Consider the following 26,212-nt stretch of genomic DNA (forward strand, 5'->3'; position numbering starts at 1 on the left):
GCCGGGGTCCGTGACGGCCGGCGGGAACCGGCCCCGGGCTCAGCGGGCGTAGTACTCGACGACCATCTGCTCGTCGCACACCACGGGGACCTCCTTGCGCTGCGGGTCCCGGTCGAGGCGGAAGGCCAGCGCCTCGAGGTTGACCTCGAGGTAACGCGGGGTCTCGCCGTCGGTGGCGTAGCCGCCCTCGCGGGCCACCAGGAACGGGTGCTTGGCGCGGCTGCGCTCACGGACCTGCACCACGTCGTCCGGGCGGACCCGGTAGGAGGGCCGGTCGACCTTGCGGTCGTTGACCGCGATGTGACCGTGCACGACCATCTGGCGGGCCTGGTAGATGGTGCGGGCCAGACCGGAGCGCAGCACGAGCGCGTCCAGGCGGCGCTCCAGCTCGATGATCAGCGCCTCGCCGGTCTTGCCCTCCTTGACCTTGCGGGCACGGTCGTAGGCGCGGACCATCTGGCGCTCGCTGATGTCGTACTGGGCGCGCAGCCGCTGCTTCTCCAGCAGGCGGACCTTGTAGTCACTGTTCTGCTTGCGGCCGCGGCCGTGCTCGCCCGGCGGGTAGGGGCGCTGCTCGAAGTACTTGACGGCCTTCGGGGTCAGCGCGATGCCGAGCGCCCGCGACTTCTTGACCTTGGGACGCGACTGGTTCACGTTGAACGGACCTCCGTGTAAGTTAGGTGAGGCTTACCTTAGCGGAGGAGTACGCATGTTTCGACCTCGGAACCCCCACGACGGCACCGGTGACGGTACGGAAGCGGGGCAGCCGCGTCCCGTGGAAGACGCCCGAGGCCCTTCGGCCGCCGAGCGCGTACGTACTCTCGTGGAGTCCAGCGTATCCGCCCGTCTGCTCGTTCCCGGCATCGAGTCGGAGACGGGCGGACTCGGGCTCCCGGACGACGCGCCCGTCGCCCGTGCCGTGGACGCCGACGGGGACGTGCTCCTGCTGGTCGGCGCCGCACACCCGGCCGCCCGCGCGGCCGCGCGGGCCCGGGACGACGAGCTGTGCGCCGTGATGGAGATCACCGACGTCGCACCCGTCGCGGTGCCCCACCGGGTCCGCGGCCGGGCCTGGGTGGCCGGCTGGCTGACGCCGGTGGCGGCGCCGGACAGGCCCGCCGCCGCACGGCTGCTGGCCGAACGCTCCACGGGCGGGCCGGTGCCTGACGACGGACGGCTGCTGCTCCGGCTGGAGGTCGGCGAGGCGCACGTGGACGACCTGTGGGGCGAGGACGCCGTCGAACCCGACGCGTTCGCCGCCGCGACGGCGGATCCCCTGGCCCGGCACGAGGCGGAGCTGCTCCAACACCTCGCCGCCGCCCACGGCGACCAGGTACGCGGCCTGTGCACACTGCTCGACGCCTTCCCCGCGCCGCAGGACGCTTCGGGGGACGCCTCGTGCGCGGCGGTCGCGCTCGACCGGGTGACGCCGCTGGCCCTGGACCGCTTCGGCATCCGGGTGCGGTTCGGCGACGGGGCCGGGACCGCCTGCTACGACGCGCGCTTCGACTTCGCCGAGCCCGTGCGGGACGTGGGCGGGCTCCGGCGGGCCATGCACCGGCTGTTCGAAGCCGCGACCACCGCACGGTGACGGGGGCGAACGGGGAGAGCGTGCGCGGCGGGTGTCAGCCCTTCCCCTCCTCCGCCTTCGCCGGTGGACCCGCCTCCTCGGCGGCGGGGAGGGGCCGGCCCGCGAGCCGCGCGCGCACCCGCTCGGCGACGTCCGCGTACCGTGCCTCGGCGCCGTAGCGGGTGGGGGCGTAGTACCGCTTGCCGTGCACGGCGTCCGGAGCGTACTGCTGGGCCGCGACGCCGCCCGGCAGGTCGTGCGGGTACTGGTAGCCCTGGCCGTGGCCGAGCTTCTGGGAGCCCCTGTAGTGGCTGTCCCGCAGGTGTGGCGGCACCGGCCCGGCCAGCCCCGCACGTACGTCCGCCAGCGCCGCGTCGATCGCCAGGTAGGCGGCGTTGGACTTCGGCGCCAGAGCGAGCGTCACCGTGGCCTGCGCGAGGGTGATCCGCGCCTCCGGAAAGCCGATCATGGCGACGGCCTGGGCGGCGGCGACGGCCGTCTGGAGCGCCGTCGGGTCCGCCATCCCGACGTCCTCGCTGGCGGAGATCATCAGCCGCCGCGCGATGAAGCGCGGGTCCTCCCCCGCCTCGATCATGCGGGCCAGGTAGTGCAGCGCGGCATCGACGTCGGAGCCGCGGATCGACTTGATGAGCGCACTCGCCACGTCGTAGTGCTGGTCGCCGTCCCGGTCGTACTTCACGGCGGCACGGTCGACGGCCTCCTCCAGGGACGCCAGGGAGATCTCCCGCTCCCCCTTGGCGAGCGCCGCTCCCGCGCCGGCCTCCAGCGCGGTGAGCGCGCGACGGGCGTCGCCCCCGGCGACGCGGAGCAGATGGTTCTCCGCCTCCTCGGGCAGTGTGACCGCGTCGTCCAGGCCGCGCGGGTCCGCGACCGCCCGGCGGACCAGGCCGCGCACGTCGTCGTCGGTGAGCGGCTCCAGGGTGAGCAGCAGGGAGCGGGACAGCAGCGGGGAGATCACCGAGAAGTACGGGTTCTCCGTCGTGGCCGCGATCAGGGTGACCCAGCGGTTCTCCACCGCGGGCAGCAGCGAGTCCTGCTGGGCCTTGCTGAACCGGTGGATCTCGTCCAGGAAGAGGACGGTGTCCTTGCCGTAGGCCCCGGACGAACGGCGGGCGCCGTCGATGACGGCCCGCACCTCCTTCACGCCCGCGGTGATGGCGGACAGCTCCACGAAGCGCGCGTCGGTCGCCCGGCTGACGACGTGGGCGAGGGTGGTCTTGCCGGTGCCGGGCGGGCCCCAGAGCATGACGGACGACTGGCCCGCCGGGCCCCCCGCCGCCCCCTCGCCGACCAGGCGGCGCAACGGGGACCCGGGACGCAGCAGGTGCTGCTGGCCGACGACCTCCTCCAGGGTGCGCGGACGCATGCGTGCGGCCAGCGGGCTGGCGGACGGCTCGCGCTCCTGGCGGTCCTCGGCGGCGGCGGTGAACAGATCGGGCTCCACGTCGCCACACCTTAGGTCACCCCTCTGACAACGCCGCCCGGTGACCGCGTACGGACGCGGCCACCGGGCGGCGGAGAGGTGTGCGCAGGGGTCAGCCGGTCCAGAAGCTCCACCACTGGGTGAGGATCAGCATGCCGATCACGCCGGTGTGCATCACGGGCAGGACCCAGGGGAACTCCTCGACGAAGTTCCGCACGCCGGCCGGTGCGGGCAGGAGGCCGCGGGTGAGGGTGTGGCTGGTGACGTACCAGAACAGGAAGATCGTGGCGACCCAGGCCAGGCAGCACCACAGGCACAGGGCGCCGATGGTGTACAGCGAGTGGTACTGGAGCCAGGTGACGAAGCCCACTCCGAAGAGGCAGCCGGCGTTGAAGGTGAGCCAGTACCAGCGGGGGAGGGTGATCCCGGTGAGCAGCGTGACGCCGATGGCGATGACCACGGGGTACGCCACCAGGCCGATCAGCGGGTTGGAGAAGCCGAACGCGGACGCCTGCGCGCTCTCCATGATGTTGCCGCAGGAGAGGATCGGGTTGAGGCTGCAGCCCGGGGTGTAGGTCTCCCCTCGCGCCTTCGCCTCGAGGATCTTGGTCTTGTCGATGGTGATGGCGACGGCCGCGAGCAGCCCCATCAGGCCGGTGACGATCAGCAGCCAGGAGAAGCCGCGCCGGGCTCCCACGGCACCCTCCGGCGGCTCGTCCGTGGGGGTGCGAGCGTTGTCGGGGGGTGCCGTGGTCGTCATCACGTGTCGCGTCCTACTCGTCGGCCGGGGTCGGTGGTGTCGGGCTGTCACTCATTCTGCCCCAACGCCGCAAGGGTCAGCCGAGCTTCGCCCGAACCGCGGCCACCACTCGTTCGAGTGGCACCGGGCTCTGCTCGCCGCTCTCCAGATCCTTGAGCTGGACGACGCCTTCGGCCAGGTCCCGGTCGCCCAGGACCAGGGCGAACCGCGCCCCGGAGCGGTTGGCGGACTTCATGGCGTTCTTCATGCCCTTGCCGCCGTAGGCGAAGTCCGCGGCGACGCCCTCCCGGCGCAGCTCGGTGACCGCCGCGAAGAGGGCGCGACGGGCGTCCTCGCCGAGCGGGACGGCGAAGACCTGCGCCCCCGCCGGCGTCTGCGGCGCCACGTCCTCGGCCCGCAGCGCGAGCACGGTGCGGTCCACGCCCAGCGCCCAGCCCACCGACGGCAGCTCCGGCCCGCCGATCATCTCCGACAGGCCGTCGTACCGGCCGCCGCCGCCGACGGCGGACTGGGAGCCCAGCCCGTCGTGCACGAACTCGAAGGTGGTGCGGGTGTAGTAGTCCAGGCCGCGCACCAGCCGGGGGTCGTCCTCGAAGGCGACGCCGGCCGCGGTGAGCAGTTCGCGCACCTGCTCGTGGTAGGCCTTGCAGCCCTCGCACAGGTGGTCGCGCATCATCGGTGCGCCGGTGAGCTGCTGCTGGACGCTCTCCCGTTTGTCGTCGAGCACCCGCAGGGGGTTGATCTCGATGCGCCGGCGGGTGTCCTCGTCCAGGTCGAGGGCGCGGAGGAAGTCCTGGAGGGCGGCGCGGTAGGCGGGGCGGCACTCCTTGTCGCCGAGCGAGTTCAGCAGCAGCCGGACCTGCCTGAGGCCCAGGGCGCGGAACGCGTCGGCGGCGAGGATGATCAGCTCGGCGTCGAGTGCCGGGTCCTCGGCGCCGAGGGCTTCCGCACCGACCTGGGAGAAGTGCCGGTAGCGGCCGGCCTGCGGGCGCTCGTAGCGGTAGTAGGAGCCGGAGTACCAGAGCTTGGCGGGCAGGGCGCCGCGGTGCAGGCCGGCCTGGAGCGCGGCGCGCAGCACGGAGGCGGTGCCCTCGGGGCGCAGCGCCAGCTCGTCGCCGCCGCGGGTGGTGAGGGTGTACATCTCCTTGGTCACGATGTCGGTGGACTCGCCGACACCGCGGGAGAAGAGGCCGGTCTGCTCGAAGCCGGGCGTCTCCACGTAGCCGTAGCCGGCGCGGCGCAGCGGGGCGGAGAACGCCTCGCGCACGGCCAGGAACTGCGCGGACTCCGGGGGGATCAGGTCGTAGGTGCCCTTGGGGGCGGAGAAGGTGCTCATCGCGTGCGTCTTCGTCACATTCCTCGTCGTGGCGGGGCGCTCGGGCCGCCGCCGCGGCCGCCCGCGGCCACCTCCCGCAGGAAGGGGTTGGTGTCGCGTTCGCGGCCGATGGTGGTCTGGGGGCCGTGGCCGGACAGCACCACGGTCGAGTCCTCCAGGGGCAGGCACACGCGTGCCAGCGAGTCGAGGATCTCGGCGTGGTCGCCGCCGGGCAGGTCGGTGCGTCCGATGGAGCCGGCGAACAGCAGGTCGCCCGAGAAGAGGACCGGCGGGATGTCGGCCTGCTCGGGCATCCTGAAGGTCACCGACCCCCTGGTATGGCCCGGCGCGTGCGCGACGGTGAGTTCGAGGCCGGCCAGCTCCAGCGCCGCGCCGTCGAACAGCTCCCGCAGGTCGTCCGGCTCGCCGATGGTCAGCTCGTCCATCAGCGGCCTGCCGATGACACGGCCCATGGCCTTCTCCGGGTCGCTCATCATGAAGCGGTCCTCGGGATGGATCCACGCCGGCACGTCGTGCGCCCCGCAGACCGGGACGACCGAGGCGACGTGGTCGATGTGCCCGTGGGTGAGCATCACCGCGACGGGCTTCAGCCGGTGCTTGGCCACGGCCTCCCGTACGCCCTCGGCGGCCTGGTGGCCGGGGTCGATGATCACGCACTCCTCGCCGGCGGCGGGGGCGACCAGATAACAATTGGTCCCCCAGGCCCCGGCGGGGAACCCGGCTACGAGCACATTCGTCCTTCGGTCGTCCGGCAGATGGATAACGGCTGCCCGGAAGCCTACCGGCGCCGGTACGGGCGCCGCGAATGCGTATACGGTACGGGCCAGGTTCCCGGCCGTACGCATGTACGCACGCACGTTCTGAAGGAGACGTCCCCGTGGTCACCAGTGAGCAGCGGCGGAAGCAGCTCGCACGCGAGAAGTACCTCCGCCAGCAGGAGCGCCGCGCGGAGACGCGGCGCAAGGCCCGCATCCGCAACGCGGCCATCGCGGCCGGCGTGGCGGTCGTGCTCGTGCTGTGCACCGCGTACGCCCTGTCCGGCGGACTGGAGGGCAAGGAGGACACCGCCTCCGACCCCCAGCCGAGTGCGACGCCGTCCGCACAGAAGGACGCTCCCGACCCCTGCGCCGAGCCCGCGAAGGGCAAGCCGGACGGCGAGCAGTGGAAGAAGGAGCCCGAGATGGCCGTGGACGAGTCCGCGACGTACACCATGGCGCTGGACACCGCCTGCGGGAAGATCGGTGTCGAGATGGACGCGGGCAAGGCGCCCCACACGGTGAACTCGTTCGCCTTCCTGGCCGAGAACGACTTCTTCGACCACACCGAGTGCCACCGCCTGACCACCGAGGGCATCTTCGTGCTGCAGTGCGGCGACCCGCAGGGCTCCGGCATGGGCGGCCCCGGCTACACCATCCCGGACGAGAACCTGGACGACGAGCGGGTGAAGGACGGCGTGTACCCGGCCGGCACGGTCGCGATGGCCAACACCGGGCAGAAGGACTCCGGCGGCAGCCAGTTCTTCCTCGTCTACCGGGACAGCAAGCTGCCGCCGAGCTACACCCCCTTCGGCACCGTCACCGACTCCGGCATGAAGGTGCTGAAGAAGATCGCGAAGGCCGGCGTGAAGGGCCAGGCCGAGGACGGCCGCCCGGTCGCCACCGCGACGATCGACGACGCGACGGTGCGGAAGTCCTGACCCCCGCCACTCCTCCGCCGGCGGGTGCGCCGGCAGCGCGGGCCCGGCTGATCAGCGCGATCGGCCGGGCCCGCGAACAATTCGGACCGCGCTGGATGCGGACAGCACACCCGGCGTTCGCTTATGTTGGGCGTGACGAAATATGTGGACGACGCCCCTGGGATCGGACCCGGTGCGGGCGTCATGTGGAGGAGGCGCTGTGAGCAGCGATCCGTGGGGCCGCGTCGACGAGGCGGGGACCGTGTACGTGCGTACGCCGGACGGCGAGAAGGTCGTCGGCTCGTGGCAGGCGGGCTCGCCCGAGGAGGCCCTGGCCTACTTCGAGCGCAAGTACGACGGCCTGGTCGTCGAAATCAGCCTCCTCGAACGCAGGGTGAAGACGACCGACCTGTCCGCCAAGGACGCGTCGACGGCCATCGAGCACCTGCGGGAGCAGGTCGACGCGCATCACGCGGTCGGCGACCTGGCCGCACTGCGCGAGCGCCTGGACCGGCTCACCGAGGCGGTGGACAAGCGACGCGAGGAGCGCAGGGCCAGGAAGGCGCAGCAGTCCGAGGAGGCCCGCCGGGCCAAGGAGGAGGTCGTCGCCGAGGCGGAGCAACTGGCGGACAGCGACCAGTGGCGGGTGGCCGGCGAACGGCTGCGTGCCCTGGTGGAGACCTGGAAGGGCCTGCCCCGGCTCGACCGGAAGTCGGACGACGAACTCTGGCACCGCTTCTCGCACGCACGTTCCGCCTTCTCCAAGCGGCGCAAGGCGCACTTCGCCCAGCTCGACGCGCAGCGCGAGGAGGCACGGCAGCGCAAGGAGAAGCTGGTCTCCGAGGCGGAGTCGCTGTCCGGTTCCCGTGAGTGGGGGCCGACGGCCGCCAAGTACCGCGACCTGATGCAGGAGTGGAAGGCCGCGGGCCGGGCGCAGCGGGAGCACGAGGAGGACCTGTGGAGCCGCTTCCGCGGCGCGCAGGACGTGTTCTTCCAGGCACGCTCCGAGGTGTTCGCCGAGCGGGACGCCGAGCAGCGGGAGAACCTGACCCGCAAGGAGGAGCTCGCGGCCGAGGCGGAGAAGCTGCTGCCGGTGTCGGACCTGAAGTCGGCCCGGTCGGCGTTCCGCGCGCTGAACGAGCGGTGGGACGCCGTGGGGCACGTGCCGCGGGACTCCAAGGCGCGGATCGAGGGCCGGATGCACGCGGTGGAGCGGGCCATCCAGGACGCCGAGGACTCCGAGTGGCGCCGGAGCAACCCGGAGGCCCGGGCGCGGGCGGCCGGACTGACCGGTCAGCTGCAGGACGCGGTGGACAAGCTGCGGGAGCAGGCCGAGAAGGCCCGGGCGTCCGGCAACGACGCGCGGGCGGCGAAGCTCGAGCAGGAGCTCGCCGGGCGGCAGGCGCTGCTGGACCAGGCGCAGAAGGGCCTGGAGGAGTTCGGCGGCTGACGCCTGACAGACAGGAGAGAGGGGCACGGTCCGGGCGGACCGTGCCCCTCTCTCGTGTGCGGCGCGCCCGGCTACTGCCGGCGTGCGGAGGTCACGCGGTAGACGTCGTAGACGCCCTCCACGCCCCGCACGGCCTTCAGTACGTGTCCGAGGTGCTTGGGGTCGCCCATCTCGAAGGTGAAGCGGGAGATGGCCACCCGGTCGCGGGAGGTCTGGACGGCCGCCGAGAGGATGTTGACGTGCTGGTCGGACAGCACGCGCGTGACGTCGGACAGCAGCCGGGACCGGTCCAGCGCCTCGACCTGGATGGCGACCAGGAACACCGAGGACTGGGTGGGCGCCCATTCCACGTCCAGGATGCGCTCGGGCTCCCGGGACAGCGCGTCGACGTTCTGGCAGTCGGCGCGGTGCACGGAGACGCCGCTGCCGCGGGTGACGAACCCGATGATCGGGTCGCCGGGCACCGGGGTGCAGCAGCGGGCGAGCTTGACCCACACGTCGTCGACGCCCTTGACCACCACGCCCGGGTCCGCGGAGCGGCGCTTGCTGCGCTTGCGCAGCGGCGGCGTGGTCTCCGCGATGTCCTCGTTGGCGGCCTCCTCCCCGCCGACCGCGTGCACCAGCTTCTTGACGACGTTGGCCGCGTCGGCGTGGCCCTCGCCGATCGCCGCGTAGAGAGCCGAGATGTCGGGGTAGCGCATCTCGTGCGCGATGGTGACGAGGGAGTCGCCCGTGAGGATGCGCTGGATCGGCAGGTTCTGCTTGCGCATCGCGCGCGCGATGGCGTCCTTGCCCTGCTCGATGGCCTCGTCGCGGCGCTCCCGGGTGAACCAGGCACGGATCTTGTTGCGCGCGCGGGGGGACTTGACGAAGCCGAGCCAGTCCCGGGAGGGGCCGGCGTTGGCCGCCTTGGAGGTGAACACCTCCACCAGGTCTCCGTTGTCGAGCGTCGACTCCAGCGGCACCAGGCGGCCGTTGACCCGGGCCCCTATGGTGCGGTGCCCCACCTCGGTGTGCACGGCGTAGGCGAAGTCGACGGGCGTGGCGCCGGCGGGCAGCGCTATCACGTCGCCCTTGGGGGTGAAGACGAAGACCTCGTGGCGCGACAGGTCGAAGCGCAGGGACTCCAGGAACTCACCGGGGTCCTCGGTCTCCTTCTGCCAGTCCAGCAGCTGCCGCAGCCAGGCCATGTCGTTGACGGCGTCCTTGTCACCGCCCTTGCCGGCCTTCTTCGGGACGTCGGTGCGCACCTTGGAGGCGCCGGCGACCGCTTCCTGCTTGTACTTCCAGTGCGCGGCGATGCCGTACTCGGCGCGGCGGTGCATGTCGAAGGTGCGGATCTGCAGCTCGACCGGCTTGCCGCCGGGCCCGATGACCGTCGTGTGCAGCGACTGGTACATGTTGAACTTGGGCATCGCGATGTAGTCCTTGAACCGTCCGGGCACCGGGTTCCACCGGGCGTGGACGGTGCCGAGCGCCGCGTAGCAGTCGCGGACGGTGTCGACCAGGACGCGGATGCCGACCAGGTCGTAGATCTCGGCGAAGTCGCGGCCCCGCACGATCATCTTCTGGTAGACGCTGTAGTAGTGCTTGGGGCGGCCGGTGACGGTGGCCTTGATGCGGGCGCCGCGCAGGTCGGTCTGGACCTCGTCGGTGACGATGGCGAGGTACTCGTCCCGTTTCGGGGCGCGCTCGGCGACGAGGCGGACGATCTCGTCGTACATCTTGGGGTAGAGGATCGCGAAGGCGAGGTCCTCCAGCTCCCATTTGATGGTGTTCATGCCCAGCCGGTGGGCGAGCGGTGCGTAGATCTCGAGGGTCTCGCGGGCCTTCTGCTCCTGCTTCTCCCGGCGCAGGTAGCGCATGGTGCGCATGTTGTGCAGCCGGTCGGCGAGCTTGATGACCAGCACCCGCGGGTCACGGGCCATGGCAACGACCATCTTGCGGACGGTCTCGGCCTGTGCGGCCTCCCCGAACTTGACCTTGTCCAGCTTGGTGACGCCGTCGACCAGCAGCGCCACCGAGTCCCCGAAGTCCCGGCGCAGCGTGTCCAGGCCGTACTCGGTGTCCTCGACGGTGTCGTGGAGGAGGCCGGCCATCAGCGTCGCGGGGTCCATGCCCAGCTCCGCGAGGATGGTCGTGACGGCGAGCGGGTGGGTGATGTACGGGTCGCCGCTCTTGCGCTTCTGGCCGCGGTGCCAGCGTTCGGCGACCTGGTAGGCCTGCTGGATCTGACGGAGCGTGGCCGACTCGATCTTGGGGTCGTTGCCGCGGACGATACGCAGCAGCGGCTCCAGGACAGGGTTGAAGGGGCTGGAGCGCTGGACGCCGAGGCGGGCCAGGCGGGCGCGGACCCGGTTGGAGGAGCCGGAGCGGCCGGAGACGCCGGAGACCGGCCGGGGCGGGGCGTTCCGGCCGCGCGAACCGTCACCCGCGCGCCCGGACGCGGCCGTGCCCGCCGGGGCCTCCTCGCGGCCGGTCTGCGGGGCGGTCCGGTCGGCGCCGCCGCCCTTCGCCGGCACCTCCGCGGGGGACGCGGCGGCGTCGGCGGCCTGCGCGTCCCGGCCCTGGGAGGCGGTGAGCGGCTGGGCCTCGTCTGGCACGTGCACTCCTCGTTGGACACCAGGTCGGAATGCCATGGTAGCGATCCGGCCGCGGCGCGCCGCGAGGACGGCCCGGCCGGGGACGACCGCGGGCCGGCCCGGAGCTGCCTCCGTGACCGGCCCGCGCGCGTGTACGGCCCGCCCTACACGGTGACCAGGGCCTCCAGGGGGGCGCCGTCGAGGGAGGGCTCCAGCCGGGAGCGGCCCTCGAGGAAGCCGAGCTCGAGGAGCACCGCGACGCCCGCGACCTGGGCCCCGGCCCGCCGGATCAGCTCCAGCGAGGCCTCGGCCGTGCCACCGGTGGCGAGAACGTCGTCGATCACCAGCACGCGGTCGCCGGCGCCGAGGTCCTCCGCGTGCACCTCGATCTCGGCGGTGCCGTACTCCAGCTCGTAGGCCTGGCCCAGAGTGGCGCCGGGCAGCTTGCCGGCCTTCCGGACCGGGATGAAGCCCACCCCGGCCCGTACGGCCGCGGGAGCGGCGAGGATGAAGCCGCGCGCCTCCAGGCCGACGACCTTCGTCGCGCCGTGCTTCTCGCACAGCGCGGCCAGGGCGTCGGTGAGTGCGGAGAACGCCTCGGGGTCCGCCAGCAGCGGCGTGATGTCCTTGAACATCACGCCGGGCTTGGGGTAGTCCGCGACGTCCCGGATGCGGCTGAGGAGCAGGTCGCGATCGTCCCGTGTCAGGGCGCTCATGCGGCTCACCTTCCCCGGCCCGTGGCGGAACCGGCTCCGTGGCTTCCGGCCACGCGGCGCTCCGCGATGCCCGTACGGCCGGAACCTCCCGCTCCGGCGGCTCCGCCGCCGGCCGCGGTGTCCTCACGCTCGTCGGCGCCGCCGCGGGCGTCGGCGCGGGCGCGGCGGGCGAGGATCCGGCGGTCGTGGTCCTTGATCTCCGGCTGGCGCAGCTTCAGCTCGGTGGCCACCGGTGTGGCGAGCACGATGGAGGAGAGCGTTCCGGCGGCGAGGCCGATGAACAGGGGGAGCGAGATGTCCGTGAGCGTACCGCCGCCCAGCAGACCGCTGCCGATGAACAGCAGGCCGGCGACGGGCAGCAGGGCGACGATCGAGGTGTTGACCGAGCGGACCACGGTGGCGTTGATGCCCAGGTTCGCCAGCTCCCCGTAGGTGTAGCGGTCCTGCTTGGTGAGGTTCTTGGTCTTCTCCTTGACCTTGTCGTAGACCACGACCGTGTCGTAGAGCGAGTAGCCGAGAATCGTCAGCATGCCGACCACCGTGCCCGGCGTCACCTCGAAGCCGACGAAGGCGTAGACGCCGATGGTGACGATGAGGTCGTTGAGCAGGGCGACGAGGGCGCCGACCGCCATCCGCCACTCGAACGCGAAGGCCAGATAGAGCGTGACCAGCGCCAGGAAGATCAGGATGCCCTTGACCGCCTGGTCGGTCACCTGTTCGCCCCAGCTGGGCCCGACCAGGTCGGCGTTGACCTGCTGCGTCGGGACGCCGAGTTCCTCGGCGAGCGCCGCCCGCGTCTCTCCGGACTCCTCGGTGTCCAGCCCGGTCACCTGGATGCGCAGGGCCCCACTGCCCAGCTTCTGGACGTCGGCGCTGCGGCCCGAGGTGCCCTCGGCGACCTCCCGCGCGTCCGCCTCCGAGAGCGAGGTGGGGGGCGTGGTGAGGACCGCTCCGCCCTGGAAGTCGATACCCATCGTCAGCCCGCGGACGCCGAGGCCCATCAGGGCGGTGACGACGAGGAGCAGCGTGATCCCGTACCAGAGCTTGCGCCGGCCGACGAAGTCGTAGGAGGTCTCTCCCCGGTACAGCTTGGCGCCGAGGTTACCCAGCCTGGACATTCAGGCCTCCTTCGGTTCGGCGGAAGTGGTGGAACGACGGCCGCGGCCGCGCAGCGGCGGCCGTGCGCCGAGCCGCTTGGGGTCGAGCCCGGACCAGGGACGTCCCTGAGCGAAGTACTTCCGCCCCGACAGGATGACCATGAGCGGCTTGGTCAGCAGGAAGACGACGGCCACGTCGATCGCCGTGGTGAGCCCGAGCACGAAGGCGAAGCCCTGCACGGAGCCCACGGAGACCGCGAAGAGCACGACGGCCGCGAGCACCGAGACCACGTCCGAGACGACGATGGTCCGCCGCGCGTGCGGCCAGGCCCGCGCGATGGCGGAGCGGACGCCGCGCCCGTCCCTGACCTCGTCCCGCACTCTCTCGAAGTAGACGATGAACGAGTCGGCGGTGATGCCGATGGCCACGATGGCGCCGCAGACCGCGGGCAGGCTCAGCGCGAAGCCGACGGCCGGGCCCAGCAGGGTCATGATCGTGTACGTGAGGATGGCGGCGACCACCAGGCTCCCGATGGCGACCAGGCCCAGCAGGCGGTAGTAGAACATCAGGTAGGCCACCACCAGTGCCAGTCCGATGGCGCCGGCGATGAGCCCCGCCTGGAGCTGGTCGGAGCCGAGCGAGGGCGAGATGGTGGTGACGTTGCTCTCCTCGAAGGTCAGCGGGAGAGCGCCGTAGGACAGGATGTTCGCCAGGTCCTCGGCGGACTGCTGGGTGAAGCTGCCCGAGATCTGGGCGTCCCCGGCGAGCCGCTCCCGCACGCTGGGTGCGGAGACGACCTCGCCGTCCAGCACGATGGCGAACTGGTTCTGCGGCTGCGGGTTCTTGGAGAGCTTGCCGGTGATGTCGGCGAAGGAGTCCTGACCCTTGCCGTTGAACGACATGTTGACGATCCAGCCCGAGCCCTGCTGGCTGTCGAACACGGCGCCGGCGTCGTCCACGTTCTTGCCCTTCACCGCCACCGGGCCGAGGGCGTACTTGAACAGGGGCTGGTCCTTCTCCTTGGCCCCGCAGTTCACGCTCGCCTCGCCGGGCTTGGCCTGGGCGGCGGCCCGGTTGGCCTTGGCGCGCTTCTCCGCCGTGGAGCAGTCCAGCTTCTGCAGCTTCTCGGCCACGTCGGCCGGTACCCCGCCCGGCGGGGCCGGTGCGTTCGGTGAGGGCTCGGGGTCGGCGGCGCCGGAGGGGCTGGGAGACCCGGAGGGGTCGTCGGCCGTGAGGCCGTCTGTCACCGCGCGGCCCTGGGGCTCACCGGACGGGCTCGCCTCGGCCCCCTGGGAGGGATCGTCACCGGGCTTGCCCTCCTCACCGGACTGCTCCGGGTCGCCGGCGGAGGGAGACGGGCTGGGCTGACCGGCGTCCGGCTTCGTGCCGGGCGCCACGGCGAGCACCGGGCGGAAGTTGAGCCGGGCGGTGGTGCCGACCTGCTCCCGGGCCTGCTCCTCGTCGGTGCCCTCCGGGATGTTGACGACGATGTTCTTGCCGCCCTGGGTCTGCACTTCGGCTTCCGAGACGCCGAGGCCGTTCACACGCCGCTCGATGATGCCCACGGCGGTGTTCATGCTCGTCGGGGTGATCGCGTTCTCCGCGCCCTGCTGTTCCCGCGCGGTGAGCGTGATGCTGGTCCCTCCGGCCAGGTCGATGCCCAGGCGCGGAGTCGTGGTCCCGGAGAGGAACATCCCCCCGGTGAGGCCCACGACGGCGATCAGCAGAATGACCAGGGACCGCCCCGGCTTTCCCTGCGCGCCCGGGGACCTGCGGCCCTTCTTCGGTGCTGCCACCTTGTCGTCTCTCCTGTCCGGCCGCCCGCACCGGCCCGGCCCGTGCCGGGACCGCGGCGCGAGGCGCGAAGTGGTCTGGTCGAGCCCGCGCGCCGGGGCCCGGCCGCGACGGCCCGGCCCCGGCGACGGCGGGTGTTACTTGGAGTCGGTGTCGCCGTCGCGCTTGGCGTCGGTCCCGGCGTCCTCGTCCGCCTTCGCCCCGGAGTCCTTGCCGAGGTCGAGCTTGCCGTCCCCGGCCTGCTCGTCGGCGTCCGCCAGCTCGGACGCGTCGTCGGGGACGACCGGGGCGCTGCCGCTCTTGAGGTCGCCGGAGGTGCCGCCGTGCACGATGCGCTCGTACTCCTCGGGCTCCAGGACGGCGCCGACCGCGTTCTTGGCGAAGAGGGAGTGCTGACCGGGGGCGACCTCGAGGAGGACCGTGTCCTCGCGGACCTCCTTGACGGTGGCGTACAAGCCGCCGATGGTACGCACGCCGGTGCCCGGCTCCATCTGGTCGCGCATCGCGGCGGCCTGCTGCTGCTTCCTCTTCGCCGAGCGCGTCATCAGGAACATGACCCCGATGAGCACGATGAAGGGGAGGAGGGTGACGAGTCCATTCACGGCGGGTAATCCTTCTTGCGACCGCCTGTGCGCGGCCTGCTGTGCGGGGGTGGGTATGCCGTCCCGGAGGTACGGCATCGGCGGAGTCTAAGCGAGCTGTCGCCGATGGAACAACGTCAAGCATGGCACTCGGGTTCCGGGTCCGGCGACCATGCAGGTCATCACCATCCGATCACGCTTCGAAGAGCCCGGTCTGCCCGGTTGCTCCCGGAGCGTTCTGCGGCGCGGCGAGGCCCAGGTGGGCCCAGGCGGCGGGCGTCGCCACGCGGCCCCGCGGCGTGCGGGCGAGCAGTCCCTCGCGCACCAGGAACGGCTCGGCGACCTCCTCCACGGTCTCGCGCTCCTCGCCGACGGCGACGGCGAGGGTGGACAGGCCGACCGGGCCGCCGCCGAAGAGCTTCAGCAGGGCGGAGAGCACGGCGCGGTCCAGGCGGTCCAGGCCCCGTTGGTCCACCTCGTAGACCTCCAGGGCGCGGGCGGCGATCTCGCGGGTGATCCGCCCGTCGGCCCGGACCTGGGCGTAGTCGCGGACCCGGCGCAGGAGGCGGTTGGCGATGCGGGGGGTGCCGCGGGAGCGGCCAGCGATCTCCACGGCGCCGTCGCGGTCGGTGGTGACGTCCAACAGCCGGGCGGACCGGTGGACGACCTGCTCGAGCTCGCCGGGCTCGTAGAACTCCATGTGCGCGGTGAAGCCGAAGCGGTCGCGCAGCGGCGGGGGCAGCAGCCCGGCCCGGGTGGTGGCGCCGACCAGGGTGAACGGCGGCAGTTCGAGTGGGATGGCGGTGGCGCCGGGGCCCTTTCCGACGATCACGTCGACCCGGAAGTCCTCCATGGCCATGTACAGCATCTCCTCGGCGGGCCGGGACATCCGGTGGATCTCGTCGAGGAAGAGCACCTCCCCCTCCTGGAGGGAGGACAGGATCGAGGCGAGATCGCCGGCGTGCTGGATGGCGGGCCCGGAGGTGATGCGGATCGGGGCGCCCATCTCGGCTGCGATGATCATGGAGAGGGTGGTCTTGCCGAGTCCGGGGGCGCCGGAGAGCAGCACGTGGTCGGCCGCCGCGCCGCGTGCCCGGGCGGCGCGGAGCATCAGGTCCAGCTGTTCGCGCACCTTGGGCTGGCCGACGAACTCGGCCAGGTCCTTGGGGCGCAGGGCGGCCTCCACCGCGGAGTCCTCGCCGTCCGCGTCGGCTCCCACCAGGCGGCCGGCGGGGTCGGTGTCGGTGCCGGCGGCTTCGGCGTCGTCCCAGTTCATCGCGTGTGCCTCGGAGTCGTTCGGACGTTCGGGGTTTCGGGGTGATCGGCGGACCGGCGCGGCGGCGGCACGTCAGCGTGCGCGGTTCAGGGTCTGCAGCGCGGCGCGGAGGAGCTGCGGCACGGCGGGGGTACCGCCGTCCGCGGCGGCTGCCTCCGCCTGCGGGCGTACGGCCTCGACGGCGTCCTCGGCCTCGCGGGTGGCGTATCCGAGACCGACGAGGGCCTCGTGCAGCTGATCGCTCCACGGAAGCGGTCCGGCGGCGGCGCGGCGGCCGGACGGGCGGGCTGCGGTGCCGAGAGGTTCGCCGAGCCGGTCCTTGAGTTCCAGCAGCAGCTTCTGGGCGCCCTTCCGGCCGATGCCGGGCACGGCGGTCAGCGCCTTCTCGTCCCCCGTGGCGACGGCGGTGCGCAGCGCGTCGGGCCGGTGGACGGCGAGCATCGCCTGCGCGAGCCGGGGACCGACGCCGCTGGCGGTCTGCAGCAGTTCGAAGACCTGCCGTTCGTCGTCGTCGGCGAAGCCGTAGAGGGTGAGGGAGTCCTCCCGGACGACGAGGGACGTCGCGAGCCGTGCGGCTTCTCCCGTGCGCAGCCCGGAGAGGGTGTCCGGGGTGCACTGGACGGCCATACCGACGCCGCCCACCTCGATGACGGCGGAGTCGGGCGCCAGGGCGGCCACGGGTCCGGAGACGAAGGCGATCATGCGGTGCGGCCTTTCGACGGTCCGCGCCCTGCCTTTCGGCGGGGCGCGCGGGAGACGGCGGCGGCTCGGGCCTGCTGGAGACGGTCGAGTGCGGGCGCCCGCCATATGTGGCAGATGGCGAGTGCCAGGGCGTCCGCCGCGTCGGCGGGCTTCGGCGGCGCGTCCAGCCGCAGGAGGCGGGTCACCATCGCGCCGACCTGGTCCTTCCCCGCGCGACCGGAGCCGGTGACAGCGGCCTTGACCTCGCTGGGGGTGTGCAGGGCGACGGGCAGGCCGCGCCGGGCGGCGCAGAGCATGGCGACCGCGCTGGCCTGGGCGGTGCCCATCACCGTGCTCACGTTGTGCTGGCTGAAGACCCGTTCGACGGCGACGACGTCGGGCCGGTGTGCGTCCAGCCACTCCTCCATGCCGCGCTCGACGAGGACCAGGCGCTCGGCGACGGGCGCGTTCGCGAGGGTACGGACGACGCCGACAGCGGCCATCCGCAGCGGGCGCCCGGCGCTTCCCTCCACCACGCCGAGACCGCAGCGGGTCAGTCCCGGGTCCACCCCCAGCACACGCACCTGCGTCTCCCCTTCCCCGCTCGACCTGGCCGTGACGGCAGGTTATCGGCCGGGACCGACAACGCCGACGGGCCGCGCGGAGAAGGGGCGCACACGGGATGCCCGAGTGCCGCCGCGCGGCCCCGTCGGGACGTCGGGCAACACGTGCCGGGCGCCGGGGGTCAGGCGTCGACCTTGGCCATCGTGTCGTCGTCGACGTCGAAGTTGGCGAAGACGTTCTGCACGTCGTCGCTGTCCTCCAGGGCGTCGATCAGCTTGAAGATCTTGCGGGCGCCCTCCTCGTCCAGCTCGACCTGCACGCTGGGGAGGAAGTTCTGGTCGGCCGACTCGTAGTCGATGCCGGCGTCCACCAGGGCGGTGCGCACCGCGACGAGGTCCGTGGCCTCGCTGATGACCTCGAAGTTCTCACCGAGGTCGTTGACCTCCTCGGCACCCGCGTCGAGAACGGCCGCGAGCACGTCGTCCTCGGACAGCTCGGCCTTGGGGACGATCACGACACCCTTGCGGTTGAAGAGGTAGGAGACCGAGCCGGGGTCGGCCATCGAACCGCCGTTGCGGGTCATCGCGACGCGCACGTCGGAGGCAGCGCGGTTGCGGTTGTCGGTCAGGCACTCGATGAGCACGGCCACGCCGTTGGGGCCGTAGCCCTCGTACATGATCGTCTCGTAGTCGGCGCCGCCCGCCTCGAGGCCGGCGCCGCGCTTGACCGCGCTGTCGATGTTCTTGTTGGGGACGGAGCTCTTCTTCGCCTTCTGGATCGCGTCGTACAGCGTGGGGTTGCCGTCGATGTCGGCGCCGCCCATCCGCGCGGCGACCTCGATGTTCTTGATCAGCTTGGCGAAGAGCTTGCCGCGCTTGGCATCGATCACGGCCTTCTTGTGCTTGGTGGTTGCCCACTTAGAGTGGCCGGACACAGCCTTGCTCCTTCACAGTCTCCAACAACAACGTGTTCCGGGATCCTACCGTCCTGCGGTCACCGGGCGGTCCGCACGAGGTCGGCGAAGGCCTCGTGCACGCGGTGGTCGCCGGTGAGTTCGGGGTGGAACGAGGTGGCGAGCAGGTTCCCCTGGCGCACGGCCACCGCGTGCTCCTCGTAGCGGGCGAGGATCTCGACCTGCGCACCGGTGGACTCCACCCAGGGCGCCCGGATGAACACCGCCTCGACGGGGCCGCCGGGGACGCCCGCGACGTCCAGGGCCGCCTCGAAGGACTCGTTCTGCCGGCCGAAGGCGTTGCGGCGCACGATCATGTCGATGCCACCGACCGTCTCCTGCCCGGACCGCGGGTCGAGGATCTTGTCCGCGAGCATGATCATACCGGCGCAGGAGCCGTAGGCGGGCATGCCCGCGCGGACGCGGGCGCGCAGCGGCTCCATGAGGTTGAAGGCGTGCGCCAGCTTGGACATGGTGGTGGATTCGCCGCCGGGCAGCACCAGGCCGTCGACGCGCGCGAGTTCCTCGGGGCGCCGTACCTGCACGGCCTCGGCTCCCGCGCCGGCGAGGGCGGCGAGGTGCTCGCGCACGTCCCCCTGCAGGGCGAGGACTCCGATGACGGGTGAGCTCACGTGTCGTTACCTCTTCAGGACTCTAGGGAAGTACCGCGCGCGGTGGTCCGGGGACCCGGACCACCGCGCGGGAGGGCTTCACCAGCCGCGGGACGCGTACCGCTCGCTCTCGGGGAGGGTGTCGCAGTTGATGCCGACCATGGCCTCGCCCAGACCGCGGGAGGCGTCCGCGATGATCTTCGGGTCGTCGTAGAAGGTGGTGGCCTTCACGATGGCGGCGGCGCGCTTGGCCGGGTCGCCGGACTTGAAGATGCCGGAGCCGACGAAGACGCCCTCGGCGCCGAGCTGGCGCATCAGCGCGGCGTCCGCCGGGGTGGCCACGCCGCCGGCGGAGAAGAGGACGACCGGCAGCTTGCCCAGCGCGGCGACCTCCTCGACCAGCTCGTACGGGGCGCGCAGCTCCTTGGCGGCGGCGTACAGCTCGTTGTTGTCCAGGGCCTTCAGCCGGCCGATCTCGCCGCGGATCTGACGCATGTGCCGCACGGCCTCGACGACGTTGCCGGTGCCGGCCTCACCCTTGGAGCGGATCATGGCCGCGCCCTCGGCGATGCGGCGCAGCGCCTCGCCCAGGTTGGTGGCGCCGCAGACGAACGGGGTGGTGAAGGCGAACTTGTCGCTGTGGTTGACCTCGTCGGCCGGGGTGAGGACCTCGGACTCGTCGATGTAATCGACGCCGAGGGCCTGGAGGATCTGCGCCTCGACGACGTGGCCGATGCGGGACTTGGCCATGACCGGGATGGAGACGGCCTCGATGATGCCGTCGATCATGTCCGGGTCGGACATGCGGGCCACCCCGCCGTCCTTGCGGATGTCGGCGGGGACGCGCTCCAGCGCCATGACGGCGACGGCGCCGGCGTCCTCGGCGATCTTGGCCTGCTCGGGCGTGACGACGTCCATGATCACGCCGCCCTTGAGCTGCTCGGCCATGCCGCGCTTGACGCGGGCGGTGCCGGTCTCGGGCGACGGGCTGGCGGCGGACGTGGCGGAAGACGTGCTCGACACGGTGGTGACCTCACTCGACGGTAAAAGTGCGACCGGACCATGGTAGGCCCGCCGTCTCACACTCTCCGATCGGGCGTCGGGGGGAAAGGGCCAATCCGAGGCGGTGGCCTGCCGGGGCGGGCGGGCACGCTCGGCGGCCACCAGGGATGTCAGGTCACGCCGCGTCGTCGGCGCGGGCGGTGAGGGCGGGCGGCGGCTCGTCGTCCATCTCGAAGGCCAGCGGGAAGGGGGCGTGGCCCGCCAGCCGCAGCCAGCGGACCTTGCGGTGACGGCGCAGGGCCCGCGCGGCCCGGACCGCGTCGTTGTGGAAGCGGCGGGCCATCGGCACCCTCCGCACCGCGGCGACGAGTTCGGCGGCGGACTCCTCGCCGCCCGGCGCCTCCCGGACTGCGTCGATCTGGGCGCGGTCGGCGAAGACGGCGCGCAAGGCCTGGCTCAGCTCGCTCTCCGCGACCTCCCGGTGGTCCTCCTCGGCCTGCCGGGCGTCGTGGGCCGCCTGGTAGAGCACGATGGAGGCCGCCGGGTCCAGGACGCCGGCGGTGGCGAGTTCCTGCGCGACCGAGGCCCGGCGCAGCAACTGGGCGTCCAGCGCCGCTTTCGCTGCGTCGATGCGGGCGTGCAGGCGGTCCAGCCGTCCGGCGGTCCAGCTGAGGTAGATGCCGACGAGGGCCAGGGCGACGACGGTCCAGAGCAGGGTGGCGAGTGCGGGCATCACGGCATCAGTCCCTGGCCAGGCCGAACCGGGCGCGCAGGCCGGTGCGTTCGTCGGGGGCGACGGAGGCGGCGCCGTCGGCGACCGTCTCGTAGACGGCGAGGATGTCCGCGCCGACGGTGTCCCAGTCGAAGCGGCGGACGTGGCGTTCACCGCGCGCGCGCAGCTCCGCGAGCCGTTCGCGGTCGCCCAGCAGCCGTACCGCTTCGGCGGCGAGGGCGTCGGCGTCGCCGGCGGGGAAGAGTGCGCCGGCCTCTCCCCCGTCGAGCACCTGGGCGAAGGCGTCCAGGTCGCTCGCGAGCACCGGCGCGGAGGCGGACAGGGCTTCGACGAGGATGATGCCGAACGACTCGCCGCCGGTGTTGGGCGCGACGTACAGATCGACGCTGCGCAGCAGCCTCGCCTTGTCCTCGTCGCTCACCATGCCGAGGAACTCCACGCGGTCGCGCAGTCCTTCGTCCGGCAGGTGTTCGAGGGCCTCGTCGGTGTCGCCGCGTCCGGCGATGAGCACGCGGGTGCCGGGGAGTTCCTTCAGAATGCGGGGCAGTGCCCTCATCAGTACCGGAAGGCCCTTGCGGGGTTCGTCGATCCGGCCGATGAAGCCGATCGTGCCGCCCTGCCACGCGGGCTCGGGTTCGGCGCGGGCGAAGAAGCCGACGTCCACCCCGTTGGGGATGACGACCGCGTCGCCGCCCAGGTGCTCGACGAGGGTGCGCCGGGCGTACTCGCTGACGGCGATGCGGGCGCTGATCTTCTCCAGCGCGGGCTGGAGGATCGGGTACGCGGCGATCATGGCGCGGGAGCGCGGGTTGGAGGTGTGGAAGGTGGCCACGATGGGGCCCTGCGCCGCCCAGCAGGTCAGCAGCGCGAGCGACGGGGTGGCGGGCTCGTGGATGTGGAGCACGTCGAAGTCGCCGTCATGCACCCAGCGCCGGACGCGGGCCGCGGAGAGGAAGCCGAAGTTGAGCCGGGCCACCGAGCCGTTGTACGGCACGGGCACGGCGCGGCCGGCGGACACCACGTAGGGCGGCAGCGGCGTGTCGTCGTCGGACGGGGCGAGCACGGACACCTGGTGGCCGCGGCGCAGCAGGTGTTCGGCGAGGTCGCGGATGTGGAACTGGACTCCGCCGGGGACGTCCCAGGAGTAGGGGCAGACGATGCCGATCCTCACCGGCGCTCCTCCGTCCCCGTACCCGTGGTCTTCCTGCGCGCAGGCCCGGCGCCCGCCGGCTCGGCATCCGGCTCCGTCGGGGGTTCCGGGCGGGGTGGCAGGTCGGCGGTCCACAGCCGTTGCAGCATGTGCCAGTCCTGCGGGTGAGCGGCGATCCCGTGGGTGAACGCGTCCGCCATGGCCTGCGTCATGGCCTGCGCCTTCTCCCGGCGGGTTCCGGTGGCGGGCGGTTCGAGCGGTGCGTGGACGCGGCCGCGCAGCACGGGCGTGTCGTCGTACCAGAGGGTGACGGGGAGCAGCAGGGAGTTCGTCTGGAGCGCGAGCATGGCGGGACCGGCGGGCATGCGTGCCGCCTCGCCGAAGAACGTGACCTCGACCCCGGAGGCGGACAGGTCGCGGTCGGCGACCAGGCAGACCAGACCGCCGGCCCGGAGACGGCGTGCCAGGGTGCCGAACGCCTCGGCACCCTGGTGGGCCAGGACCTCCATGCCGAGGCTCTCCCGGTAGGCGACGAACCGGTCGTACAGCGACTCGGGGCGGAGGCGTTCGGCGACGGTGGTGAAGGGCGTGCCGAGATGGGTGGTGACCCACGCGCCCGCCAGGTCCCAGTTGGCCAGGTGGGGCAGGGCGAGCACGACCCCGCGGTCGGAGGCGATGCCGTCGGTGAGGTGGTGGACGTCGTCCGGCACGAAGGAGTCCCGCACCCGCTCCGGGCTCCAGGCGGGCAGGCGGAAGGACTCCATCCAGTACCGCAGGTACGAGCGCATGCCGGCCTGCGACAGCGCGCGCAGCCGCTCCGGCGGGGCGTCGGGCACGACGCGCGCGAGGTTGCGTTCCAGCTGCAGCACGCCCTTGCCCCGGCGCTGCCAGGCGGTGTCGGCGATGCGGCGGCCCAGTGCGTTCGCGGCCGGCTCGGGCAGGCGCTTCACGCCGCTCCAGCCGGCCCCGTACAGCGCGTCCGTGACGCGCCCGCCGAGGCCGCTCATCAGGCCTCTCCCTGCGGGGAGGAGGAGTTCCCGCGCTGCGGGGAGGTCCCGCCCGGCCGCGCCGCCACGTCGGCCTCCGCGGCCTCCCGGCGCACCGTCACCACACGCTGGCCGAGGGTCACCAGGGAGCCCACGGCCACCACCCACAGGGCGATCGGCAGCAGCCACTCGATGTAGGGCACTCCGAAGGTCTCCAGCCCGGCGAAGCCGGCCGCGACGAGGGAGATCACCAGCCGCTCGGCGCGTTCCACCAGGCCGTTCACGGCGACCGGCAGGCCGATGCTCTCGCCGCGGGCCTTGGTGTAGGAGACCACCTGGCCGCTGGCCAGGCAGAAGAGGCTGACCGCGCAGAGCGTCAGGTCGTTGCCGCCGCCCGCGTACCAGAGCGCGAGCCCGCCGAAGATGGCGGCGTCGGCGACGCGGTCGAGCGTGGAGTCGAGGAAGGCTCCCCACCGGCTCGCCCGCCCGAGCTGGCGCGCCATGTTGCCGTCCACCAGGTCGGAGAAGACGAAGAGGGTGATGACGACGGTGCCCCAGAAGAACTCGCCCTGCGGGTAGAAGACCAGCGCTCCCGCCATCACCCCGCCCGTCCCGACCAGGGTCACCGCGTCGGGGCTGACACCCAGGCGCAGCAGGAGAGCGGCGAACGGTGTGAGAACACGCGTGAAGAAAGCACGCGCGTACGTGTTCAGCATGGCCTTCCCGAAGGTTCGAAGCGTGACCGGGCGGCCGAGACGCCCCCGGGCGCCCATCGTAGCCAGTGCTCCCGGCCCGGGTCCCGGTGCCCGGTGACCGCGCGGACACGGGGTGCGGCGTGCGACATATGGACGCGCACCGGTACCGGTGGAAAGCTGGAATTTCCGCGCATCTCGCGCGGGGCCCGGGCGCGGACAGGTAGCCGGCAGGTGTCGACCGGAAGGCGGGACACATGGGCGACAAGGCGAGCACACACCCCGGGGCCGCCGGCAGGGCGACGGCGGCCGACCGGCCCTCCTCCCTGAGGAACGTGGTCCTGGTCGGCCACAGCGGCTCCGGCAAGACGACGCTGGTCGAGGCGCTGGCCCAGGCCACGGGCGCGGTGAAACGGCCGGGCAGGGTCGAGGACGGGGGCACCGTCTCCGACCACGACGAGATCGAGCACCGGCAGCAGCGGTCCGTACAGCTGTCGCTGGTGCCCGTGGAGTGGGACGGGATCCGCGTCAACCTGCTGGACACCCCCGGCTACGCGGACTTCGTCGGGGAGCTGAGGGCCGGTCTGCGTGCGGCGGACGCGGCCCTCTTCGTGGTCTCGGCGGCGGACGGCGTGGACGGGTCGACCCGCATGGTGTGGGAGGAGTGCGCCGCGGTGGGGATGCCGCGCGCCCTCGTCGTCACCCATCTGGACGCGGCGAGGGCCGATTTCGACGAGATGGTCGCCGTCTGCCGGCGCGTCTTCGGCGGTGACGACCCGGACGCGGTGCTGCCGCTGTATCTGCCGCTGCACGGGGAGGAGGGACATGACGGCCACGCTCCGGTGGCGGGTCTGATCGGCCTCCTGTCGCAGCGGATCTTCGACTACTCCTCCGGTGAACGGACCGACCGGGAGCCGGACGCGGAGCACCTGCCGCTGATCGCCGAGGCGCGGAACCGGCTGATCGAGGGCATCATCGCGGAGAGCGAGGACGAGTCCCTCATGGACCGGTACCTGGGCGGCGAGCAGGTCGACGTCAAGACGCTCGTCGCGGACCTGGAGAAGGCCGTGGCCCGCGGCACCTTCCATCCCGTGCTGGCGGCGGCGCCCGCGGCCGACGGCGGACGGCAGGGGCTGGGCACGCTGGAGCTGCTGGAGCTGGTCACCGGCGGCTTCCCGACGCCCGAGGAGCACCCGGTGCCGGCCGTGACGTCGCCGGACGGCGCCCCGCGCCCCCCGCTGACCTGCGACCCCGACGGCCCGCTGGCTGCCGAGGTGGTCAAGACCTCCTCCGACCCGTACGTGGGCCGGCTGTCACTGGTGCGGGTGTTCTCCGGGACGCTGCGGCCGGACGAGACGGTGCACGTGAGCGGGCACGGCCTGGAGGACCGGGGGCACGAGGACCACGACGTCGACGAGCGCGTGGGCGCGTTGTCCGCGCCGTTCGGCAAGCAGCAGCGCGGGCTGAGCCACGCGATCGCCGGCGACCTGGCCTGCGTGGCGAAGCTGACCCGCGCCGAGACGGGCGACACCCTCTCGGCGAAGGGCGACCCGCTGCTGATGGAGCCGTGGGTGATGCCCGACCCGCTGCTGCCGGTGGCCGTGGTGGCGCACAGCAAGCCGGACGAGGACAAGCTGTCGCAGGGTCTGGCCCGGCTGGTCGCCGAGGACCCGACGATGCGGCTGGAGCAGAATCCGGACACCCGCCAGGTCGTGCTGTGGTGCCTGGGCGAGGCGCACCGGGACGTGGCGCTGGAGCGGCTGCGGACCCGCTACGGGGTGCAGGTCGACGCGGTGCCCTACCGGGTGGCGCTGCGGGAGACCTTCGCGGAGCCGTCGGAGGGCCGGGGGCGGCATGTGAAGCAGTCGGGCGGGCACGGGCAGTTCGCGGTCTGCGCGATCACGGTCGAGCCGCTGCCCGGCGGTTCGGGCATCGAGTTCGTCGACAAGGTGGTGGGCGGCGCGGTGCCGCGGCAGTTCATCCCGTCGGTGGAGAAGGGCGTACGGGCGCAGGCCGCGCGCGGCGTCACGGCCGGATACCCGCTGGTGGACGTGCGGGTGACGCTGCTGGACGGCAAGGCGCACTCGGTGGACTCCTCCGACGCGGCGTTCCAGACGGCGGGCGCCCTGGCGCTGCGCGAGTGCGCCGGGGCGGGGCGCATCCACCTGCTGGAGCCCGTCTTCGAGCTGCGCGTGGTGGTCGCCGACGACTACGTGGGCCAGGTGATGAGCGACCTGTCCGGACGGCGGGGCCGGGTGATGGGCACCGAGCAGATCGCCGGCGGCCACACGCTGGTGCGGGCAGAGGCGCCGGAGGTCGAGATCGGCCGGTACGCGGTGGACCTGCGGTCCCTGTCGCACGGGACGGGACGGTTCGCCCGCACCTACGTCCGGCACGAGCCGATGCCCCAGCAGGTCGCCGACCGCGTCCGGTCCGAGCAGACGAACGAGGGCTGAATCCGTACGGTTTCCGCTTCGCCGCCCCCGACCCAGCCCGTACGCTGGGGTGCTGACCGGACATCAGGTGTGACGGCCCCGGCGCCGGGTAGAACGGCGGGAG

Annotated in this window: 24 protein-coding genes; 4 read left to right on the forward strand and 20 right to left on the reverse strand. The window is 72.5% G+C overall.

Features of this window, described 5'->3' with window-relative positions:
* Positions 1–39: 39 nt before the first annotated feature.
* Entirely contained in the window at positions 40–654 is a 615-nt protein-coding gene (gene rpsD, locus RM572_RS09975; RefSeq protein WP_311672911.1) for a 30S ribosomal protein S4, read from the reverse strand.
* Between the two features lie 169 nt (positions 655–823).
* Between rpsD and RM572_RS09980 the strand changes: the two genes are divergently transcribed.
* On the forward strand, positions 824–1,591 hold the full coding sequence (locus tag RM572_RS09980) for a DUF2470 domain-containing protein (RefSeq protein WP_394813571.1): 768 nt from the start codon (positions 824–826) through the stop codon (positions 1,589–1,591).
* Between the two features lie 34 nt (positions 1,592–1,625).
* Here the strand turns inward: RM572_RS09980 and RM572_RS09985 are convergent, their stop codons facing one another.
* The 4 genes from RM572_RS09985 to RM572_RS10000 form a co-directional block, all read right to left on the reverse strand.
* Positions 1,626–3,035 (reverse strand): replication-associated recombination protein A, encoded by a 1,410-nt coding sequence (locus tag RM572_RS09985; protein ID WP_311672913.1) that lies wholly within the window; start codon positions 3,033–3,035, stop codon positions 1,626–1,628.
* Positions 3,036–3,126: 91 nt separating this feature from the next.
* Positions 3,127–3,774, reverse strand: coding sequence for a vitamin K epoxide reductase family protein (locus RM572_RS09990; RefSeq protein ID WP_311672914.1), 648 nt, complete (start codon positions 3,772–3,774; stop codon positions 3,127–3,129).
* A gap of 76 nt (positions 3,775–3,850) precedes the next feature.
* Positions 3,851–5,110 carry a histidine--tRNA ligase gene (hisS, locus tag RM572_RS09995; RefSeq protein ID WP_311673081.1) on the reverse strand — a complete coding sequence of 420 codons (1,260 nt, stop codon included), beginning with the start codon at positions 5,108–5,110 and terminating at the stop codon, positions 3,851–3,853.
* 14 nt (positions 5,111–5,124) lie between these two features.
* The gene (locus RM572_RS10000; RefSeq protein WP_311672916.1) at positions 5,125–5,841 is read right to left on the reverse strand and encodes an MBL fold metallo-hydrolase; all 717 of its coding nucleotides are present in this window, start codon (positions 5,839–5,841) and stop codon (positions 5,125–5,127) included.
* A 146-nt stretch (positions 5,842–5,987) separates the two neighbouring features.
* On the opposite strand from RM572_RS10000, the gene RM572_RS10005 reads away from it, so the two are divergent.
* Positions 5,988–6,806: a peptidylprolyl isomerase gene (locus RM572_RS10005; RefSeq protein ID WP_311672917.1), complete on the forward strand. Its 819-nt coding sequence runs from the start codon at positions 5,988–5,990 to the stop codon at positions 6,804–6,806.
* 199 nt (positions 6,807–7,005) lie between these two features.
* Positions 7,006–8,235 (forward strand): DUF349 domain-containing protein, encoded by a 1,230-nt coding sequence (locus RM572_RS10010; protein WP_311672918.1) that lies wholly within the window; start codon positions 7,006–7,008, stop codon positions 8,233–8,235.
* Positions 8,236–8,306: 71 nt separating this feature from the next.
* Here RM572_RS10010 and RM572_RS10015 read toward each other — a convergent pair whose 3' ends face one another.
* From RM572_RS10015 to pgsA, 15 genes are all read right to left on the reverse strand, one after another.
* Positions 8,307–10,838, reverse strand: a complete 2,532-nt coding sequence (locus RM572_RS10015) for a RelA/SpoT family protein (RefSeq protein WP_311672919.1) — start codon at positions 10,836–10,838, stop codon at positions 8,307–8,309.
* Between the two features lie 143 nt (positions 10,839–10,981).
* Positions 10,982–11,533 carry an adenine phosphoribosyltransferase gene (locus tag RM572_RS10020; protein WP_311672920.1) on the reverse strand — a complete coding sequence of 184 codons (552 nt, stop codon included), beginning with the start codon at positions 11,531–11,533 and terminating at the stop codon, positions 10,982–10,984.
* A 5-nt stretch (positions 11,534–11,538) separates the two neighbouring features.
* Complete coding sequence (gene secF / locus RM572_RS10025; RefSeq protein WP_311672921.1) at positions 11,539–12,651, reverse strand: protein translocase subunit SecF; 1,113 nt, start codon at positions 12,649–12,651, stop codon at positions 11,539–11,541.
* Positions 12,652–14,427, reverse strand: a complete 1,776-nt coding sequence (gene secD, locus RM572_RS10030; protein WP_311672922.1) for a protein translocase subunit SecD — start codon at positions 14,425–14,427, stop codon at positions 12,652–12,654.
* A 135-nt stretch (positions 14,428–14,562) separates the two neighbouring features.
* Positions 14,563–15,027 (reverse strand): preprotein translocase subunit YajC, encoded by a 465-nt coding sequence (yajC, locus tag RM572_RS10035; protein ID WP_311672923.1) that lies wholly within the window; start codon positions 15,025–15,027, stop codon positions 14,563–14,565.
* 172 nt (positions 15,028–15,199) lie between these two features.
* Positions 15,200–16,282 carry a Holliday junction branch migration DNA helicase RuvB gene (gene ruvB / locus RM572_RS10040; protein ID WP_027762653.1) on the reverse strand — a complete coding sequence of 361 codons (1,083 nt, stop codon included), beginning with the start codon at positions 16,280–16,282 and terminating at the stop codon, positions 15,200–15,202.
* 72 nt (positions 16,283–16,354) lie between these two features.
* Complete coding sequence (gene ruvA / locus RM572_RS10045; RefSeq protein ID WP_311672924.1) at positions 16,355–16,984, reverse strand: Holliday junction branch migration protein RuvA; 630 nt, start codon at positions 16,982–16,984, stop codon at positions 16,355–16,357.
* Complete coding sequence (gene ruvC, locus RM572_RS10050; RefSeq protein WP_311672925.1) at positions 16,981–17,547, reverse strand: crossover junction endodeoxyribonuclease RuvC; 567 nt, start codon at positions 17,545–17,547, stop codon at positions 16,981–16,983. The genes ruvA and ruvC overlap by 4 nt, the downstream gene beginning before the upstream one ends.
* Positions 17,548–17,708: 161 nt before the next feature.
* Positions 17,709–18,461, reverse strand: coding sequence for a YebC/PmpR family DNA-binding transcriptional regulator (locus tag RM572_RS10055; RefSeq protein WP_311672926.1), 753 nt, complete (start codon positions 18,459–18,461; stop codon positions 17,709–17,711).
* A 59-nt stretch (positions 18,462–18,520) separates the two neighbouring features.
* Positions 18,521–19,111 (reverse strand): pyridoxal 5'-phosphate synthase glutaminase subunit PdxT, encoded by a 591-nt coding sequence (pdxT, locus tag RM572_RS10060; protein WP_311672927.1) that lies wholly within the window; start codon positions 19,109–19,111, stop codon positions 18,521–18,523.
* Positions 19,112–19,189: 78 nt separating this feature from the next.
* The gene (pdxS, locus tag RM572_RS10065; protein ID WP_311672928.1) at positions 19,190–20,113 is read right to left on the reverse strand and encodes a pyridoxal 5'-phosphate synthase lyase subunit PdxS; all 924 of its coding nucleotides are present in this window, start codon (positions 20,111–20,113) and stop codon (positions 19,190–19,192) included.
* Positions 20,114–20,267: 154 nt separating this feature from the next.
* Positions 20,268–20,825 (reverse strand): hypothetical protein, encoded by a 558-nt coding sequence (locus RM572_RS10070; RefSeq protein ID WP_311672929.1) that lies wholly within the window; start codon positions 20,823–20,825, stop codon positions 20,268–20,270.
* 7 nt (positions 20,826–20,832) lie between these two features.
* Entirely contained in the window at positions 20,833–21,996 is a 1,164-nt protein-coding gene (locus RM572_RS10075) for a glycosyltransferase family 4 protein (RefSeq protein ID WP_311672930.1), read from the reverse strand.
* Positions 21,993–22,982, reverse strand: coding sequence for a phosphatidylinositol mannoside acyltransferase (locus tag RM572_RS10080; RefSeq protein WP_311672931.1), 990 nt, complete (start codon positions 22,980–22,982; stop codon positions 21,993–21,995). Before RM572_RS10080 ends, RM572_RS10075 begins: the two co-directional genes overlap by 4 nt.
* Positions 22,982–23,677 (reverse strand): phosphatidylinositol phosphate synthase, encoded by a 696-nt coding sequence (gene pgsA, locus RM572_RS10085; RefSeq protein ID WP_311672932.1) that lies wholly within the window; start codon positions 23,675–23,677, stop codon positions 22,982–22,984. The genes RM572_RS10080 and pgsA overlap by 1 nt, the downstream gene beginning before the upstream one ends.
* A gap of 233 nt (positions 23,678–23,910) precedes the next feature.
* On the opposite strand from pgsA, the gene RM572_RS10090 reads away from it, so the two are divergent.
* Positions 23,911–26,109 (forward strand): elongation factor G-like protein EF-G2, encoded by a 2,199-nt coding sequence (locus RM572_RS10090; protein ID WP_311672933.1) that lies wholly within the window; start codon positions 23,911–23,913, stop codon positions 26,107–26,109.
* Positions 26,110–26,212: the final 103 nt, after the last annotated feature.

It is taken from the genome of Streptomyces hazeniae, assembly GCF_031845485.1.
Classification (GTDB): Bacteria; Actinomycetota; Actinomycetes; order Streptomycetales; family Streptomycetaceae; genus Streptomyces; species Streptomyces hazeniae.

Bases quoted from the DNA above. Each gene is read 5' to 3' on its own strand.
- RM572_RS09990 (WP_311672914.1), bottom strand. From the start codon at position 3,774: ATGACGACCACGGCACCCCCCGACAACGCTCGCACCCCCACGGACGAG.
- hisS (WP_311673081.1), bottom strand. From the start codon at position 5,110: ATGAGCACCTTCTCCGCCCCCAAGGGCACCTACGACCTGATCCCCCCG.
- RM572_RS10020 (WP_311672920.1), bottom strand. From the start codon at position 11,533: ATGAGCGCCCTGACACGGGACGATCGCGACCTGCTCCTCAGCCGCATC.
- secF (WP_311672921.1), bottom strand. From the start codon at position 12,651: ATGTCCAGGCTGGGTAACCTCGGCGCCAAGCTGTACCGGGGAGAGACC.
- ruvB (WP_027762653.1), bottom strand. From the start codon at position 16,282: ATGAACTGGGACGACGCCGAAGCCGCCGGCACCGACACCGACCCCGCC.
- ruvA (WP_311672924.1), bottom strand. From the start codon at position 16,984: ATGATCGCCTTCGTCTCCGGACCCGTGGCCGCCCTGGCGCCCGACTCC.
- RM572_RS10070 (WP_311672929.1), bottom strand. From the start codon at position 20,825: ATGCCCGCACTCGCCACCCTGCTCTGGACCGTCGTCGCCCTGGCCCTC.
- RM572_RS10080 (WP_311672931.1), bottom strand. From the start codon at position 22,982: ATGAGCGGCCTCGGCGGGCGCGTCACGGACGCGCTGTACGGGGCCGGC.
- pgsA (WP_311672932.1), bottom strand. From the start codon at position 23,677: ATGCTGAACACGTACGCGCGTGCTTTCTTCACGCGTGTTCTCACACCG.
- RM572_RS10090 (WP_311672933.1), top strand. From the start codon at position 23,911: ATGGGCGACAAGGCGAGCACACACCCCGGGGCCGCCGGCAGGGCGACG.